Genomic DNA, 15,758 nt, shown 5'->3' with positions numbered 1-15,758 from the left:
CACTACTACAGGAGCATATATTGGCAATATACCATGAAACAGATCATGATAAAAACACTGATATGACAAACAAGGCTGAAATCTTTTTGTTTTTGATTTATTAATGGTGTGTAACATGAGTTTAACAAGGTTTTTAATATTTCTTTTTATAGTCATGGTATTCATTTGCCTTCCTCCCATAGTTGCATGTGTTAGTATGTCTTCTATTCAGGATTCATGCCTAAAATGCATACCATATACTTGTGCCTATATATTGTGAGTCTAAGCCGACTTTTGAATTTGATTTTGTTCGTATACTTGTATTAAAACTTATACCAAAATGTTCAGTAGGTTTGATTGCAATAGCTGCCCCAATTTCACCCATGGACTGCTTTCTTGAATATTTTGAAACAGTCATATTTTCAGTATGATCATCAATTGTAAGAAGGGCTTCAATTCCTACACCATTTTTCTTTTTACTAGAAATATATGCTCCCCAAGCATAAATTTGACAGTTATCTACTATTTGCCATCGAGTTTCTATTCCTAGGCGTTCCTCACGTACAAGTTCTTTTGTACTACTTATGTTAGCTGGGAATTTCCCTTTATTTTCTGAGTAGTTATTCCATCGAGCACGAACAGCTGCAAGTTCTCCATATGGTGTGACAGCAATAGTTTCTGTTACTTTAAATCTATATCCAATTCTTGCTGTTCCTCCATCAGTATGTGTACGTGTTTTCCCTTTTGCAGTGAATGCAAGATTATCATATGCAAATTTACGAATAAGTGTAGCATCTCCAGTACCATATGCATATTCTAAAAAGCCTGTTAAGCCATATCCTTCAGGATTCCAAGCTGTAATGAGTGAGATGTGATTTGTTTGTAATTTCCCTGCTGCAGAACCTTCAAAAAGTGCGTCAGTGTTGGAAATATGGAAATCTTTAGTTGTATGTTGCGTATAGGTATATGCCACTCCAAGATTAATTGCTGAGAAAGGATTTGCAATAACACCAACAGTCACAGCATAAGGTTGATGTTTTTTAGGATAAGGTTTTTTTGTGCTTGCTGAACCAAAAATACGAAAACGTTTTGTTGTATCTGGATACCCAGTCGTTGTAGCAAGAGCTAGTGAACGCATAGCTTGTTGAGAACTTTGTGCAATAGCATGAATAGCTTGAGTAAGTGCTTTACATGCATTGCGATAACTATCTAAACTAGATATTGGCGGACGTTTGGCCTGGGTCGCTTGTAGATTTTTAGGTGTTTTAGATAGAACTTGCCTTACGTTAGCTCCTGAAGGGTTTCCTCTTCTTGGTGTAGCTCGTGCTGGGGGCATAGCTCCTAACATTACAGGACGTCTATACTGTAGAGAACTGTTCTCCCCATTTGAGCCACTAGAATTTGAGTAACCATCAGATAACTCGTCATTACCACTACGATTACCACCATCAGTATCATTGTTATTAGATTCACCTTCTGGATGACTGTCTGAATCAGATTTGCTTCCATCATCACCATTTTCAGAATTATTAGCAGACCCAGGCCAAGCTATCCCATCATCGCTACCATCGTGTTCAGACTCAGAGTTATTCCTAGGATTAGGCCAGTCTATCTCATCATCACTATTATGTTCATCTTCAGAATTATTAGCAGACCCAGGCCAAGCTATCCCATCATCGCTGTCATCGTGTTCAGGCTCAGAGTTATTCCTAGGATTAGGCCAGTCTATCCCATCATCACTATTATGTTCATCTCCAGAATTATTAGCAGATCCAGGCCAAGCTATCCCATCATTGACACCATCGTATTCAGACTCAGAGTTATTCCTAGAATTAGGCCAATCTATACTATCATTACTTGTAGAGAGAATTTGTATGCTGCTAGAAGAGGATGATTTGTTTCCTCCATCTTCAGATTGATGACCAGTATCTTCTTCATAGCTGTTGAAGTTATTACCTTGATTAGAATCAGTATATGAACTGTCTCTATTATTATTATAATGTTCACTGCTACTTTCTTCTAGAATTATAATAGAACTACTTGAACTAGAATTGCTTTTTGTGCTAGAGTGGCTTCCACCATGATTTCGTAGTATCCAACTAGCTGAACTATTTCCTAGCCTTTCAAAGCTACAACTGTAATCAGATTCACTATTACTGTCACTATTACGTTTACGTTTACATTCACGACCTAAACAGTCACCTTCATCATCCTCTGGTCCAGGATATTCAAGTAAACTGTCACCAGAACTACTGCCATTAAGAAGAATAATACTACTACCACTATTACTTCCAATGCTTGATGAACGAGATTTTGAAGAAGATTTACTTTTATCATTTAAAGAAGATTGCGATTGATGATGGGCTGAATGATCTTCAGTTTCATCTGGAGGATTTTGTTCATGCTCATTGTAGTGATCTCTATGTGATGGATGTGAATGGTTAGATCCACTACTTTTAGTAAAACATAAGACGTTTTCTCCATAGGAGGGTTCATTTTGCTGAATGCCACCATCTTCACCATTTGGATTTTCTGAGGGTTCAGAGTGAGGTTGTTTTGTATCGTTTTTTTTTGGAGGACGGTGAGGATGACCTCCGGTTTGTACAAGAAATATCTTTTTATTTTCTGAAGTTAGGTCAAAACTGTTAGAAGAGCTCCAGTCAGATGATTCATCATTATTACTGTCACCACCACTTTTTAGTGAGCCTTCTAAAGATTTACTGTCATCACTTGATGAAGGAGGCAAAAGTAGTCCAGTTCTTGTAGGACTAGGAGTTCCTTTGAATCCAGTTTGTACAGTTGGTTTAAATGGTGACACTTCTGCGCTATTCCCAGGACCATGTTCAACAACTTCAAAACCATCTAAAGAATTTCCATTTTCTGATGAAAAGTGATCAAAATTTCTTTCTTTTTCAAAACTAAACTCACTACTACTGTATTCACTACTAGCTTCATTTTCTGATTCATTATCATTTTTAGGATAAAAGGATTGTGATACTGGGGGACTGTTATTATGGGGCATTAAAGTGTGTTCTTCTTGCGTGTTTCCATTATTTTTAGATGACTCACCACTACTATGAGAGGCTTCATTTCCTACACTACTATAACAAAGGTGTAAGTATTTTTCGAAGCTAGAATTTGACGAGTTATTAGATGGAGTATGTTCAGATTCAGGTGATGAATTTATACTTTGTACTATTTCTTTTTTTGGACCAGATGGCTGATTAGATTCGTTATTAAAGTCAGATCCACTTTTGTTTAATTGCACAAAACAGCTAGACGAATGGTTTGAGGTTGACATTGGTCCTCTATGTTCACATCCTACTGATGGAGGATTTTGCTCACCATTTGAATGTTGATTATTTTCAACAGATGTATTTTGTTGTCCAGTTGATGATGAATGTGACATCAATGGTGCAATACTAACATTACTACTATTACTATGTTCTCCATCATTTTGTTCTTCTAAGTGCTTATTTTTTCCTCTATTACTTGATTGTCCAAAGTCTTTTTCCCATGAAAGGCCAAGTGATGATTGTTTTGATGAATTAGAGTGGTGACTGTTTTCTTTTTTGGAGTCTTCAATAGAATTGTTAGATGGCCTTTTGTATGGATCAAATTTTTGTTGTTCATTATTATTGCCACCATTATCTATAGAGGGATTTTTTGTTTGAAGATGTCTTCCTGGTAGTTCATTCATAAGTGGACCAGGCTTATTTTTGTTAGGTGATAATAGAGGGATTCCTATTTTATAATGATGATGTAGTGGATGATGATGATGTTGTTGTTGTTGGTGGTGGTAACGATGTTGGTGATGACTATGGTGGTGATGATGTATATACTTATAATGTTGAAACTGTGGCTCACAAAAATTTATTAATGGACGTATAAGGTCATCTCCAGGTCCTATAATCCCCATACTCATATCTTGTTTTGGTTGGTTAAACATAGGGGGATAGTGCTCTCCAAGTTCATACAGATCTTTAAGTGGCTTAGGTTCCGCATTGTTATCACTTTCATTTTTTTGTGTACTGTTTTCAGTATGTGATTCATGTGATGATTCATCGTCAACAACAATAAGTTTTTGCCATGGTTCAGAATGGTTATGAGAAGGGAGATCAAGAACTTCAAAGCCATTAGAGCCATCACTTTTATTACCATCTAGATTTGTAAAATTATCAGATGTACCTCCCACAGCTCCAACTAAATCTGATTTTTCCCCTTTATCTGTATGTTTATCCTGTTCATTTATCTCAGAGTCATAATGAGAATGATTTTTTTCTTCTTTTTCTTCATCATCAGAGGAACTATTGTTTCCTTCAGTTCCAGATGGTTTTTTATCACCTCCTGATGGTGCATCTCCTCTTTGCCCATATAGATTTACTGCATATAAAGGTAGGCCAGGGATACCTATTATAGCCTTTGCAACAGAAGAAGGACGATTTTTAGATGAATGCTGTGATGGTTTTATAATTTTTTTTAATAGTGAGATATGTTTTGAAGGTAATATGCTTACTACTTGTTGTTTTTGTGTAGCAAATTTTGGATTTGTAGCAGGTGATGCCTTGGATAATGTATCATTTGTTTGTTCTATTTCTGTTTCTTGTAATATATCATCTATTTGTTCTACTGTAGGATGATTCTCTTCAGAATCGTTTTTTTTGTTGCCTATTTCTGCTGTGGGTAAACTACAAGGTGTTTCATTTAAATTTTTCTTCAGTGGGCACATGTATACTGAATTAACCTGTGAGTTTATATCTTGCTCGAAGGTTGATTCATGTGTCTCAAGTAATGCAATATATTTTTTAGAGAGTATAGACCTATCATCTCCACCTTTATACATTTTTTTTAATAGCTTATTATCGTTAGCCTGTTTTTTTACATATTCTGCATCATAAAAAAATTTTTTATCTAAAAAATAATATAACTTAGTATATTCATTTTTTGTTATATAGCTATCTATACTATATAATTTAGTAATGCTGTATTTACTCAATATAAGTAACATAATTGACATACTAATAATAACTATAGAAATAAAAATAATTTTATTTTTTATTTTCATAAAAATTACCTTTTTTATAAAAAATAATTTTTAACTAATTAAAAAATATTGTTAAAAATAAAAAATATTCTTTTTAATTTTAACAAAATATCTATTTTTAATTTTATAAATTAATAAAATTTTTTTAATCTACATAGTTATATACTAAATTAGTAATTATATTATCTACATTTCACACTCCATATTGTTTTTTTTATTAAAAATTTAAAAGTTACATTTAGATATAATTCATTTATAATGTATGTACAGTCTGTCATACCTTCTCCTATGCCAGAATAAGCACGAAAAAAGTACTCCACCATATAAGGGGAAATGAAAGTACTTTTCGTAACTATCTTTACATATTTATAAAAACATAAATAGCTCAATGTATGGCTAACTATTAATTAGCACAAAAGGGATGCATAATTTATTGAGATCATTGCAACTAGACACTCCTCTTTTCACATATAATAATTGATGTGCAAGGGGTGTTCCATATGTGAAAGATCATAAAATAATCAGGTGTTATATTAAGACTACTATATTAAAAAATTTATCTAGATTATTGAAAAATATTTTGTGTCCCAAAATCGTCAATAAACCGACAACCTATCATAATTATTGATATATTAGGATAGCTCTTTGTAACTCCTACATATTAGGACTTTATACTTTCTGCATATTATAATTAAGATCTATATTATCTATATTAGATGACATCCCCTCATAAGGCATTAGAAGGTCATAAAAGGATAATTTGCCTTTAAATATAGATAATTAAGAATTAGATGTTTAAGAAGATGTCAATCTAATGAAACTGTATATTGTCTGATTATAAAAAGTGATTGTTGTAACCATTGTTAGTACCAACACTTTATTTGGCTGACAGTCTTCAATCTTTTTATTTGTTATATTTGGTATAGTATCAAGCTATAAGTAGGTTATAACAATGTTAAAAGTATGTTGTATTATTCTATTATTGTTATGTGGCTCCAAAGAGTGTCTTGGAGAAATTCCTTATGCAGCACAGCGTCATCGAAATGTGCTTATTAGGGTAGCTCGTGAAGTTTGGGGAATGGATGCACCTGTTGCGCTCTTTGCAGCTCAGATTCACACTGAATCCTTATGGCATGAAAATGCAGTAAGTCCTGTTGGTGCACAGGGATTAGCTCAGTTTATGCCAGAAACAGCTGCTTGGTTGCCAACTGTTGCTCCAGAAACAGGTGAGCCTCTACCTTTTAATCCTGCATGGAGTTTACGTGCATTGGTTACATATGATCTATGGCTTTGGGAGCGAGTAGATGCCATTTATCAATGTGACCAAATGGCGTTTATGCTCTCAGCATACAATGGCGGACTTGGATGGGTTCAAAAAGATAAACGTATGGCAAAAGATAATGGACTTGATCCAAATCGTTATTGGGATTGTGTTGAACGCATAAATGCAGGTCGTAGAAAATCAGCCTTTCAAGAAAATAGGAAGTATCCAAAAGTTATTCTGCATACCTATCAAAAAAAGTATGAAGATGCAGGATGGGGTAGAGGGGTTGAGTGTGATTATCGGTAAATATCTTTTTGTGATTATTGGCCTAATAGGTCTATTCATTTCTGGATACGAACGGGGAAAGTCAATAACAACTAATAAATATAAAGCAATTGTTGCTAAGTTGGAATCTGAATATGCTAAAAATGATCAAGCTCGTTATCAAGCTATTGCAGAAGCAGAACAACAAGCACGTATACGTCTTCAACAGCAAACAGAACATATACGTTCTCTTATGAAAGAATTAGGAGAAGTACGTAAAACTCTCACCAAAGAACGTAATGAGTTTAAAGGAAAGATTAATGAGGTATCTAAAAGGGCTGATTCTTACTGTCTTGGTTTACCTTCTGAGTGGGTGTCTACCTACAACCAGGTCCTTGGGCTCACCAGTTCCAGTAATAACACCAGAGGTAAAAACGCTCATACCAGGGGTTCTGCTTCAGATACCGGAACCGCCGGAACCACTAATGCCAGGATACAGCAAAACCAATTAGCATATTCGTCTTCACTTATACAACAACATACTAGCAAGCAGAATAACCAGTCCAATGTATTAGAAAAAGAGTCGTTTATAAAACAATCGTCTAATAATACTTTACCAGCATCTTCTTCACAAACTAATGAGTCTATAGTCACACCAAAAGATTTATTATCACACATACAGGATTATGGACTATATTGTCGTAGAATTGAAACACAACTACATGCTATTGGAGAACTTCTGGAGGCACAACAGTGACACTTTTTACTATTGATAATAATATTATTGGACTGCTTGGAGTTATCTGTGCTTTATTATCCTACTGGGCTATACGACTTGAAAACCGTATTACTTTAATTCTTACAGGTCTTATTGATATACGAGAACGTCTTCCTAAGGAGTATATTCCTAAGGAAGAATTTAAAGAACGAATAGAAGAAATTTGTGAATCCATAATACATAAAAAATGGGGACAGGTATCTCATGCTCCTGTACCACCTCTTTTATATAAAATTCTTGAAAAAGCATCACTTAATAATAATCAATCTTAAGAAGGAAAAGGATATATATGTCTGCATATGCTCCTGAAACAAAGGAAGCCATACGCAATGAGTATATTACATCCCGAAAAACTCTTGCAGAAGTTGCGTCTTCATTTAATGTAGCTCTGTCCACAGCAGCACGTTGGAAGGGAGAGGCAAAAAAACTTTCTGATGATTGGGATATCCTACGAGAACATTTTTTTCTTGTAGGAAGCGGTATGGAAAATATTACACGTCAAATGTTTATTGAGTATGTTTTACAGCATAAAAAAATCTTGGAAGAGATCCAAGAAGATATGGATATTTCTACATCTACTAAAGTACACATGTTAGCAAAATTGAGCTCTAGTTTATCAAAAACTGTTGAAGCAAGCCGTCATGCATTACCAAAAACAGATAGACTTGCTACTGCCCTTGATGTCATGAGAAAACTTGTACAATTCACACAGCATCGTTATCCTCAACATGCTTTATATCTTTTAGAAATCTTAGAACCATTTGGGAATATTCTTATTACAGAGTATGGTCAGTGAAACTTTCAGAAAAAGCATTTTCTAATGCTATAGGCTCACTTGCAAATACCCTTGCACGACAGATTGAAACAACCTGTCATGAGTTTGAAATAACGACTAATGCCACAAAAAAAAGGATAGAACGTGTTCAGTATGATTTTTCTTTTTTTAGAAAAACCTACTTTCCTCATTATGTACACAGAATACAACCTACTCAAAATAGACAACCCATATCATCAGTAGAGCAAAACAAGATATTCCAAAATACCATTTCTTCAGATAGTAGCTTAGAGTCATTAGGTATTATTAAACAGAATGTACAGGTAATAGATAAACAATTATCTGTTGTTTCAGTAGATAATATTCCACATAGATTGGATAATATATGCCCTATTTCAATTAATAGTGGTTCTACTACAAATCATCATAGACAACTATTCATGGATCATGATTCAGTCCTTCATCGTTGGCTTGATGAGACCTTACCAGGTATTCTTAATAACCCTAAAGGACAATGGTTAGCTATTGCAGCACCTCGTGGTGAGGCAAAGTCTACAATGGTATCTTTATTTTTTGTTATATGGGCTATAATAACCTATAAAAAACACTATATCTTACTTATAGCAGATACTATTGAACAAAGTGTTTCTTTACTAGAAGCTATAAAAGTTGAACTTACTTCTAATCCTCGATTACAACAAGATTTTCCTGAAAGTACAGGAGAGGGCAGTGTTTGGAATGAAGGAACAATTATTACATGTTCTAATGTCAAAGTTCAGGCCCTAAGTGCAGGAAAGCGTATGAGAGGACTTAGGCATGGAGCACATCGACCTGATTTTTATTCTTGATGATCTTGAGAATGATGAGCAAGTAAGAAAGCCTGAGCAGAGAGATAAATTGCAAGCTTGGCTTCAAAAAACAGTTTTAAATCTTGGCTCAGCAGATGATTCTATGGATGTCCTTTATATAGGTACCATCCTTCATTATGATTCAGTCCTTGCACGCACATTGACGAAATCTTTATGGCAAAAAAAAGTATTTAAAGCCATTCTTCAATGGCCTGACCGTATGGATTTATGGGATCAGTGGGAAGTTATTCTTTCTGAACAAGGAGAAAAAGAAGCCTGGCGTTTTTGGGAGGTACATCAAGAAGAAATGCTTCAGGGTTCCAAAGTAAGTTGGCCAAGTATGCGTCCATTGTATTTACTCATGAAGCGTAGAGCAGAAGATCATGCTGCATTTGATTCTGAATACCAAAATGATCCTTTATGTGGTGATGATGCACCATTTGCACAGTGTATTTACTATTGGTCGACCCCTTCGGATAGTTGGACTTTTTTTGGAGTTTGTGATCCTTCATTAGGTAAACATGGTGCTGGAAGGGATCCATCTGCTTTACTTGTTGGAGGATTTTGTCAAAAATCTATGACACTTCATGTGATAGAAGCATCTATTAGGAAACGTCATCCAGATAGGATTATTGAAGATATTATTGCTTTACATAGACAATACAAACCTGTTTTATGGGGAGTAGAAGCCGTGCAGTTTCAAGAGTTTTTTGCACATGTTCTTGTTCAACGGGCAGAGAAAAGCGGATTAGCTTTACCAGTTAAAGCAATTACACATAATTCAGATAAATTGTTACGTATTGAATCATTACAACCTCATATGGTTCAAAAACATATTCTTTTGCACCCATCACAACAAGAACTTATCCATCAACTTCGCCATTTCCCAAAAGCTGATCATGATGATGGTCCTGATGCATTAGAAATGTTATGGGAAATTGCTTGTTCTTCTGTATCTATCAAAGATGGATTTATACCTGTTTCTTCATCAAGTTACTCTGAACAAACTATGTATGACTCCTGGAGGTAACAGAATAGTAAAATAGAATACTGTTTATCCTGTCTTTATAAGAAAAGTACTATATAAAATGTGGTGATAGTTTTTTATTATAAACTGATAATGGAGAACATTTCTCTATATAGTGCTGAATAGTAAATCATACAAAAATGGTATGTATGATTAGTTACATGGTTAAGGTAACGATAACATGAAAAAGAAGAGCTATATACTGTCACTAGTTGTTCTATAGTTAGCTAGCCATGCATCTGGATTTTCAAGTGCTTGTTCGATTTTTGTAATAATAGTTGCTGCAGGAAGTTTTAATCCACGTGCAATTAAAATGAGTGTTTCAGTTCGAATTCCAGATTTTCCATCTTCTAATCTTCGTAACCAAGAAGAATCCAAACCACTTTCTTTTGCTACTATATACCGACTTAGCCCTTGTTCTTCTCTGAAGTTCTTTATAATAAGCCCTAGTACTTTTTTTATTAATTCTCTATCCATTGTTGCACATATTAACCTAATAAAAAGTAAATAGTGTTTATAAATAGTAACTGGTGTGTAATCACATTTATAAATAAAAATAATGTGTTGATTAATAAGACTACCATAGCTTGCTATATAGAACATATAGTAATTATGTGATTAACTGAGAAGTTTAAACTTACCAGTATGGTTATCTTATTTGTTATCTTAATGTATCCCTTAATCATTAACATAACATATTTATTTTTTTTATGAATAAGAGTTATTCAATAATAAAGATAAATAAGGATGTGCCTCTGATTGTTAATGTAGTCCTCCTTCCAATGACAGTCATTAACAATCAGAGGTTTCAACCTATATTAAAATCTGAAGTAAATAAATGGATTATAGGTAGAGCCAAAAAGAGGCATGATACATAGAAAAAATAATAGAAATAGCATAAAAAAACGTAACCCTTCTAATGAAATAGCAATAGACGTTTTTTGTTTTATAAGCAAGTGTTCCCATTTATTTTTTAAAAATGGAAAGATGGGTATAGAGCCTAATATACCAATGATAAGTGCAAGGTATACGTCTGTACTAAAGAGTTGTAACCATACATGGTTTGCTTGAATTCCTGGAGGATTTCCTGAAATGAGAGCATAAAAATATTCTTTAGCATGTGTAAGTGAAGTTGCTTTGAAAAAAATCCATCCTAATGTAACAACAAGAACTGCATATACATGTTGTAAGAATGTTGGGAATATACTAGGGAATTTAGGGAAAAAACGTTCAAAAACAAGGAAACAACCATGATATAACCCCCAAACAATAAAGACCCAATTAGATCCATGCCATAATCCACATAATGTGAAGACAATAAGAAGATTAATGACAGTTCGACCTAATCCATGTCTATTGCCTCCTAGAGGAATATAAAGATAATCTCTAAACCATGTAGAAAGAGTTATATGCCAACGACGCCAGAATTCTTTAATACTTTTTGAAATGTATGGATAATTAAAGTTTTCAGGAAAAGTAAAACCAAAAATATGTCCTAATCCTATAGCCATATCGGAGTATCCGCTAAAATCATAATAAATCTGTAGAGTATAACAAATAATTCCAGCCCATGCAGCAAGTGGAGATAAATGATCTGTAGGAATTGCAAAAGCTTGTTCTGATACTCTTCCAAGAGTATCTGCAATAAGAAGTTTTTTAGAAAGACCTATAATAAATCGACCAATACCACTTGATATGCGTTGTGGAGAAAGTTCTCTATGTTCAAGTTCTTTTTGTATAGAAATGTATCGTACAATAGGTCCTGCTACAAGTTGTGGAAACATTGTGAGGTAACATCCAAAATTAATGATATTGCGAGATACAGGGACTTCATTTCTATATACATCAATAAGATAGCTCATTGCTTGGAATGTATAAAAACTGATTCCTAAAGGAAGTGCAATAGTTTTTAGTTGTGATGAATTAATTGATGGTTCAAAGAAAATTTCTAGTAGAGCAAAACCACTTTCCATAAAAAAGGTTAAATATTTAAAGTAACCAAGTAACAAAAGGTTAAGAATTAACCCGGTAGATAGTCCAAAAATTCTCATGGATCTACTATTTGTAGGTGCAATGAGAAGTGCCATATGGAAGTTAAATATCATTGATACAATAAGCCAGATGACAAATTTTGGCTCGCCCCAAGCATAAAAGATAATACTTGCTATTAATAAAAACGTATTACACCAAAGCATGGTATGTTTTGGTGTATGCAGATGAAGATATAATAATAAGTAACTAATAAGAACAAGGGGTAAAAAAACTAAAACAAACGTAACAGAACTAAAAACCATTATGACTCTCTAGAATATGTATGTTGAACATGTTGGATTCCTTTTGGCATAGGGAGAACTTTATACGCTCCTGGATGACATCCAGGTTCAAAATAAAGAACCATTTCTTGTCCAGGCTCTGTATCAAATGACATATAGATAATATTTTCCCCTTCCTCGAGCTCTATAGATACAAAGTCCTCTTTATTTAAGGTACCTATACTTTTTGGTGTATAATATAGTCGTGCTGTAGTTTTAATAGGAGATTTCAAATATGTTGCAAACATAACACGTCCATCTTTACCTGCTATAACTGGGGCTAAGGTAAAAAGAGGTATGTCTGAAGAAGAATCAATAATGATTATTCCTTGTTCTTCTTGATCTATTTCTTTAGTTATACAACAATTTGATTCAGCTACTACCTTATGAAGATTATTTGGTGTTAAAATATATCCAGAGGTTCCTAAATGAATATCTCCATAAATTTTTAATACTGGATCAATATCTTGCATTAAATCTCTAGGAAGTCTTTCTACAAATGTTCTAATAACAATATCTGGAGAGTATGATGTTCCAAATGATTTTTCAATAAATGGTTGGGTAAATGTATTGAAATGCATTCTTAAGAATTTTTTTGTATGGTGTGCTAATGGAGAAATACCACCTATCCAAGGTTGGTAGTTATCAAATGCAAATAGAAAGTATGAATCTGAAACAAACCATAAGGTATAAGGTAACTTTGCTTTGTCATTTACAATAAGTTGAGGATCTGCCCAGCAAGGATTTTCTTTAGATAGTTCAGGTAAATGTTCTACATGGAGATTATGAGAGTATACGTTCATTAATGGTACACGTTCTCGAGTGTATAGACGAGGATATGGTCTACCAAAATAAATTTCATAAATTTCACCTGATGGCCTTGGCTCAAACCCTGTGTCAATATTTGTAAGGAAATTCCCCATGGCTTGATATGCAATTTCAAGTGCCCAGCCATTCCAGTGAGCAGTATCAAATCTTTTATTGTAGAGTTGATGTTCAGACTTTCTTGATTCAAGAATAGATAGCATATCTATATATGGTATACGTATTTCTTGAATAGCCTGTATAAGTTCATCATAATAACTTAACCCTTTAGCCCAAGAAGCCCAAAAGGGTAAATATTCTGGATATACATTAGTTTTGTCAGGAACAGGGACAACAATATAGGGAATACCTTCTGACTTAAAACGAGCATATATTCCTGCATGTAACAACTTAAAATTTGTAATTTGTTCTTTTGTATATGGATATAAACCCAAATAATTTTGTAAAACTGTTGCACCATTTAAAGTAGGAAATAATTCACCATTAAAGGTTATAGCATAGTCTTGTAGATTAGAGCCTAAGAATCTTCCCCATATCCAATGATAAAGACAAAGAAAGTGTGTTCGAAAGGCTAAATAATCTTTAAACCAAGGGTCAAGTCTTTTAGGCCAATTTCGAAGTGAATTTTGTTTCAACTTAGGAGGCCAAGCTAATACTCGATTTTCTTGATTATCAATAGGTTCTGGAGCACAATCACAAATTGTTAGTGTAAATGGAATAGATAAAAAAAGTAGGAATAAAAGAGTGAAACACGATTGGAGAATTTTCATGAAAAAGGATAGGCTAAATTTTAGTTATAGGTGTATAATATAGCAACAGGATTTTATAGTTTAACATTAGATATTGTCAACAGGAAACCCTATACAATTCTTTTTATAGCTTAAGCAATACAATGTTACATAACATTTTGTTATCAAAAGTATTGTTTTTTTATTTTTCATAAAAAGTCTATTTATCTATTTGCATCTGACATTTTTTTGATCCTTTGTATGTCTTCAGGCATAGGAAGAATTGTATATTCACTTTGAGCATATCCAAAGTGGACTCTTATATCCATTGCCTTATGGGGCTCTGTAATAAAAAAAAGATGGACAGTATTCTCCCCTGGTTGAACTTCTGCCCAAACAACATCTTTAAGATTAAATGTATTAGATTCTTTGGGTTTATAAAAAAGACCTATATATGTCTTTTTTGAAGAATGCACATGTGCTGCAATCATAGCACGACCATCAGCATCTGTTATGATAGATGGCAACTCTATGTATGGATCTCTTAATGTAGTGAATGTTATTTTATTTTTGTTTTTCTTATCTATGCTTATATCGTTATATATATATATAATTGTCTATAAGGGGTGGGGTAAGTAAATAGCCTGGTGTGTGTAAGTAAATGTCTCCAGCTATTCGTATAAATGGATCTTCCTTTGCCCTATCCATGGTAGTCCAATTCCTTTCAACAAGAGTTTCTATCAGAATATCAGGATAGGGACCTTTTTTTAAGAGTTCTTGAAAGAAAGGTGAAAGAAAATATTGAACATGTGTAGTAAAAAGATTTTTTGTATGATAGGCTAATAAAGGTATATCTCCCCTAAATACAGGATATTCTCTTTCTTGATGACCTGATAGCAAAAAATAAGAATCTGTAACAAGCCATACAGTAAGAGGTGAAAGGGGCTTATTATTATTAAGTCTTGGTTTGTGCCAATAGTTTGCTTCAAAATTTACTAATCCAGGAATTTCTATAGGTTGAAAGCGATCTGTATGTAATAATTGAAAGACTGGTACATTTTCTTTTATAAATTTAGAAATAACAATTTTATCCCAAGAAACTGTATAAAATTCATTTCTTGATGTTGGCATGAGCTCAGGGAATTGTAGTCTTTTTCCTATTTCCTGATAACATGTTTCAACGCCATATGCATTCATATGCATAGTATCATAATTTTTATTGTATACTTTATATGTAGCTTTCTTTTCTTTAAAAATAGGAAATAAGTCTATCCATGGAATACCAATTTCCTTAATAGCTTTTGTGAACTGATCGTACCAACTTTCTCCTTTACACCAATGTGCCCAAAAAGGCAGAAGTTCTGGATATAATGATGTTTTATCTGGAATGGTTATAAAAACATAAGGAATGTTTTTTGTTTTGAAAAAAGCATAAAGCCCTGCATGAGCAAGTTTAAAATATGCATATTTCTCTGGAGTAATTGGAGTTACACCTAGATAGTTTTTAAGAGAAGTAACATAGAATACATCATTCTCATAGCCTGTAGCATATTCTCCCACAGGGGCTGAAAGCCATTCTTCCCAGATTTTAAGATAGAGAGCAACATAATGACTTCGAAAAGCAAGACAGTCTTGAAACCTTGGATCAAGAACCTTTGGCCATTTTTGAAAGGGTGTGTCCTTAAGTGAAGGGTTTTCTGTTAATACTCTATTTTCTCTGAGAGTTACAGTTTTTGGAGAAAGATCAAGAAGAGATAAGCAAAAGGGCATTGTTGAAAAAAGAAGGAAAATAAAAATAAAGATTGATTGAATAACTTGCATCTATTTTATATATAGCTCAACTAGCTTATTATGTTGTTATATTGAGGATTGTGCTGTTTATACATGTAACTACAGTGAATAATATAATTTTAT

The 15,758-nt window shown here is 33.6% G+C and carries 12 protein-coding genes; 6 read left to right on the top strand and 6 right to left on the bottom strand.

Going from position 1 to position 15,758, the window contains the following annotated elements:
* Nucleotides 1–220: 220 nt before the first annotated feature.
* Nucleotides 221–5,044 (bottom strand): autotransporter outer membrane beta-barrel domain-containing protein, encoded by a 4,824-nt coding sequence (locus LI_RS06965; protein ID WP_011527356.1) that lies wholly within the window; start codon nucleotides 5,042–5,044, stop codon nucleotides 221–223.
* A 931-nt stretch (nucleotides 5,045–5,975) separates the two neighbouring features.
* Between LI_RS06965 and LI_RS06960 the strand changes: the two genes are divergently transcribed.
* Genes LI_RS06960 through terL form a run of 6 tightly spaced genes read left to right on the top strand, consistent with a single transcriptional unit; the run spans nucleotide 5,976 to nucleotide 9,982 of the window.
* The gene (locus LI_RS06960) at nucleotides 5,976–6,593 is read left to right on the top strand and encodes a transglycosylase SLT domain-containing protein (protein ID WP_011527355.1); all 618 of its coding nucleotides are present in this window, start codon (nucleotides 5,976–5,978) and stop codon (nucleotides 6,591–6,593) included.
* The gene (locus LI_RS06955) at nucleotides 6,580–7,308 is read left to right on the top strand and encodes a hypothetical protein (RefSeq protein ID WP_223604251.1); all 729 of its coding nucleotides are present in this window, start codon (nucleotides 6,580–6,582) and stop codon (nucleotides 7,306–7,308) included. The genes LI_RS06960 and LI_RS06955 overlap by 14 nt, the downstream gene beginning before the upstream one ends.
* The gene (locus LI_RS06950) at nucleotides 7,305–7,601 is read left to right on the top strand and encodes a hypothetical protein (RefSeq protein ID WP_041817121.1); all 297 of its coding nucleotides are present in this window, start codon (nucleotides 7,305–7,307) and stop codon (nucleotides 7,599–7,601) included. Before LI_RS06955 ends, LI_RS06950 begins: the two co-directional genes overlap by 4 nt.
* A gap of 17 nt (nucleotides 7,602–7,618) precedes the next feature.
* Nucleotides 7,619–8,125 carry a DUF1804 family protein gene (locus tag LI_RS06945; protein ID WP_011527353.1) on the top strand — a complete coding sequence of 169 codons (507 nt, stop codon included), beginning with the start codon at nucleotides 7,619–7,621 and terminating at the stop codon, nucleotides 8,123–8,125.
* A complete protein-coding gene (locus LI_RS07660) occupies nucleotides 8,122–8,952 on the top strand; it encodes a hypothetical protein (protein WP_011527352.1) in 831 nt (276 codons plus the stop codon). The genes LI_RS06945 and LI_RS07660 overlap by 4 nt, the downstream gene beginning before the upstream one ends.
* Entirely contained in the window at nucleotides 8,921–9,982 is a 1,062-nt protein-coding gene (gene terL, locus LI_RS06940; protein WP_050812179.1) for a phage terminase large subunit, read from the top strand. Before LI_RS07660 ends, terL begins: the two co-directional genes overlap by 32 nt.
* A gap of 192 nt (nucleotides 9,983–10,174) precedes the next feature.
* On the opposite strand, the gene LI_RS06935 is transcribed toward terL, so the two are convergent.
* The 5 genes from LI_RS06935 to LI_RS06915 form a co-directional block, all read right to left on the bottom strand.
* A complete protein-coding gene (locus LI_RS06935) occupies nucleotides 10,175–10,456 on the bottom strand; it encodes a helix-turn-helix domain-containing protein (protein ID WP_011527350.1) in 282 nt (93 codons plus the stop codon).
* 341 nt (nucleotides 10,457–10,797) lie between these two features.
* Nucleotides 10,798–12,273, bottom strand: coding sequence for an MBOAT family O-acyltransferase (locus tag LI_RS06930; RefSeq protein WP_015353852.1), 1,476 nt, complete (start codon nucleotides 12,271–12,273; stop codon nucleotides 10,798–10,800).
* Complete coding sequence (locus LI_RS06925; RefSeq protein ID WP_011527348.1) at nucleotides 12,273–13,886, bottom strand: alginate O-acetyltransferase AlgX-related protein; 1,614 nt, start codon at nucleotides 13,884–13,886, stop codon at nucleotides 12,273–12,275. Before LI_RS06925 ends, LI_RS06930 begins: the two co-directional genes overlap by 1 nt.
* A gap of 182 nt (nucleotides 13,887–14,068) precedes the next feature.
* Nucleotides 14,069–14,371 (bottom strand): hypothetical protein, encoded by a 303-nt coding sequence (locus tag LI_RS06920; RefSeq protein WP_041817120.1) that lies wholly within the window; start codon nucleotides 14,369–14,371, stop codon nucleotides 14,069–14,071.
* A 70-nt stretch (nucleotides 14,372–14,441) separates the two neighbouring features.
* A complete protein-coding gene (locus LI_RS06915; protein WP_011527347.1) occupies nucleotides 14,442–15,665 on the bottom strand; it encodes an alginate O-acetyltransferase AlgX-related protein in 1,224 nt (407 codons plus the stop codon).
* Nucleotides 15,666–15,758: the final 93 nt, after the last annotated feature.

The sequence above is a fragment of the Lawsonia intracellularis PHE/MN1-00 genome (assembly GCF_000055945.1).
GTDB lineage: Bacteria > Desulfobacterota > Desulfovibrionia > Desulfovibrionales > Desulfovibrionaceae > Bilophila > Bilophila intracellularis.
Note: the sequence above shows the minus strand (reverse complement) of the source record. Positions and strands in the feature narration are given on the sequence as shown.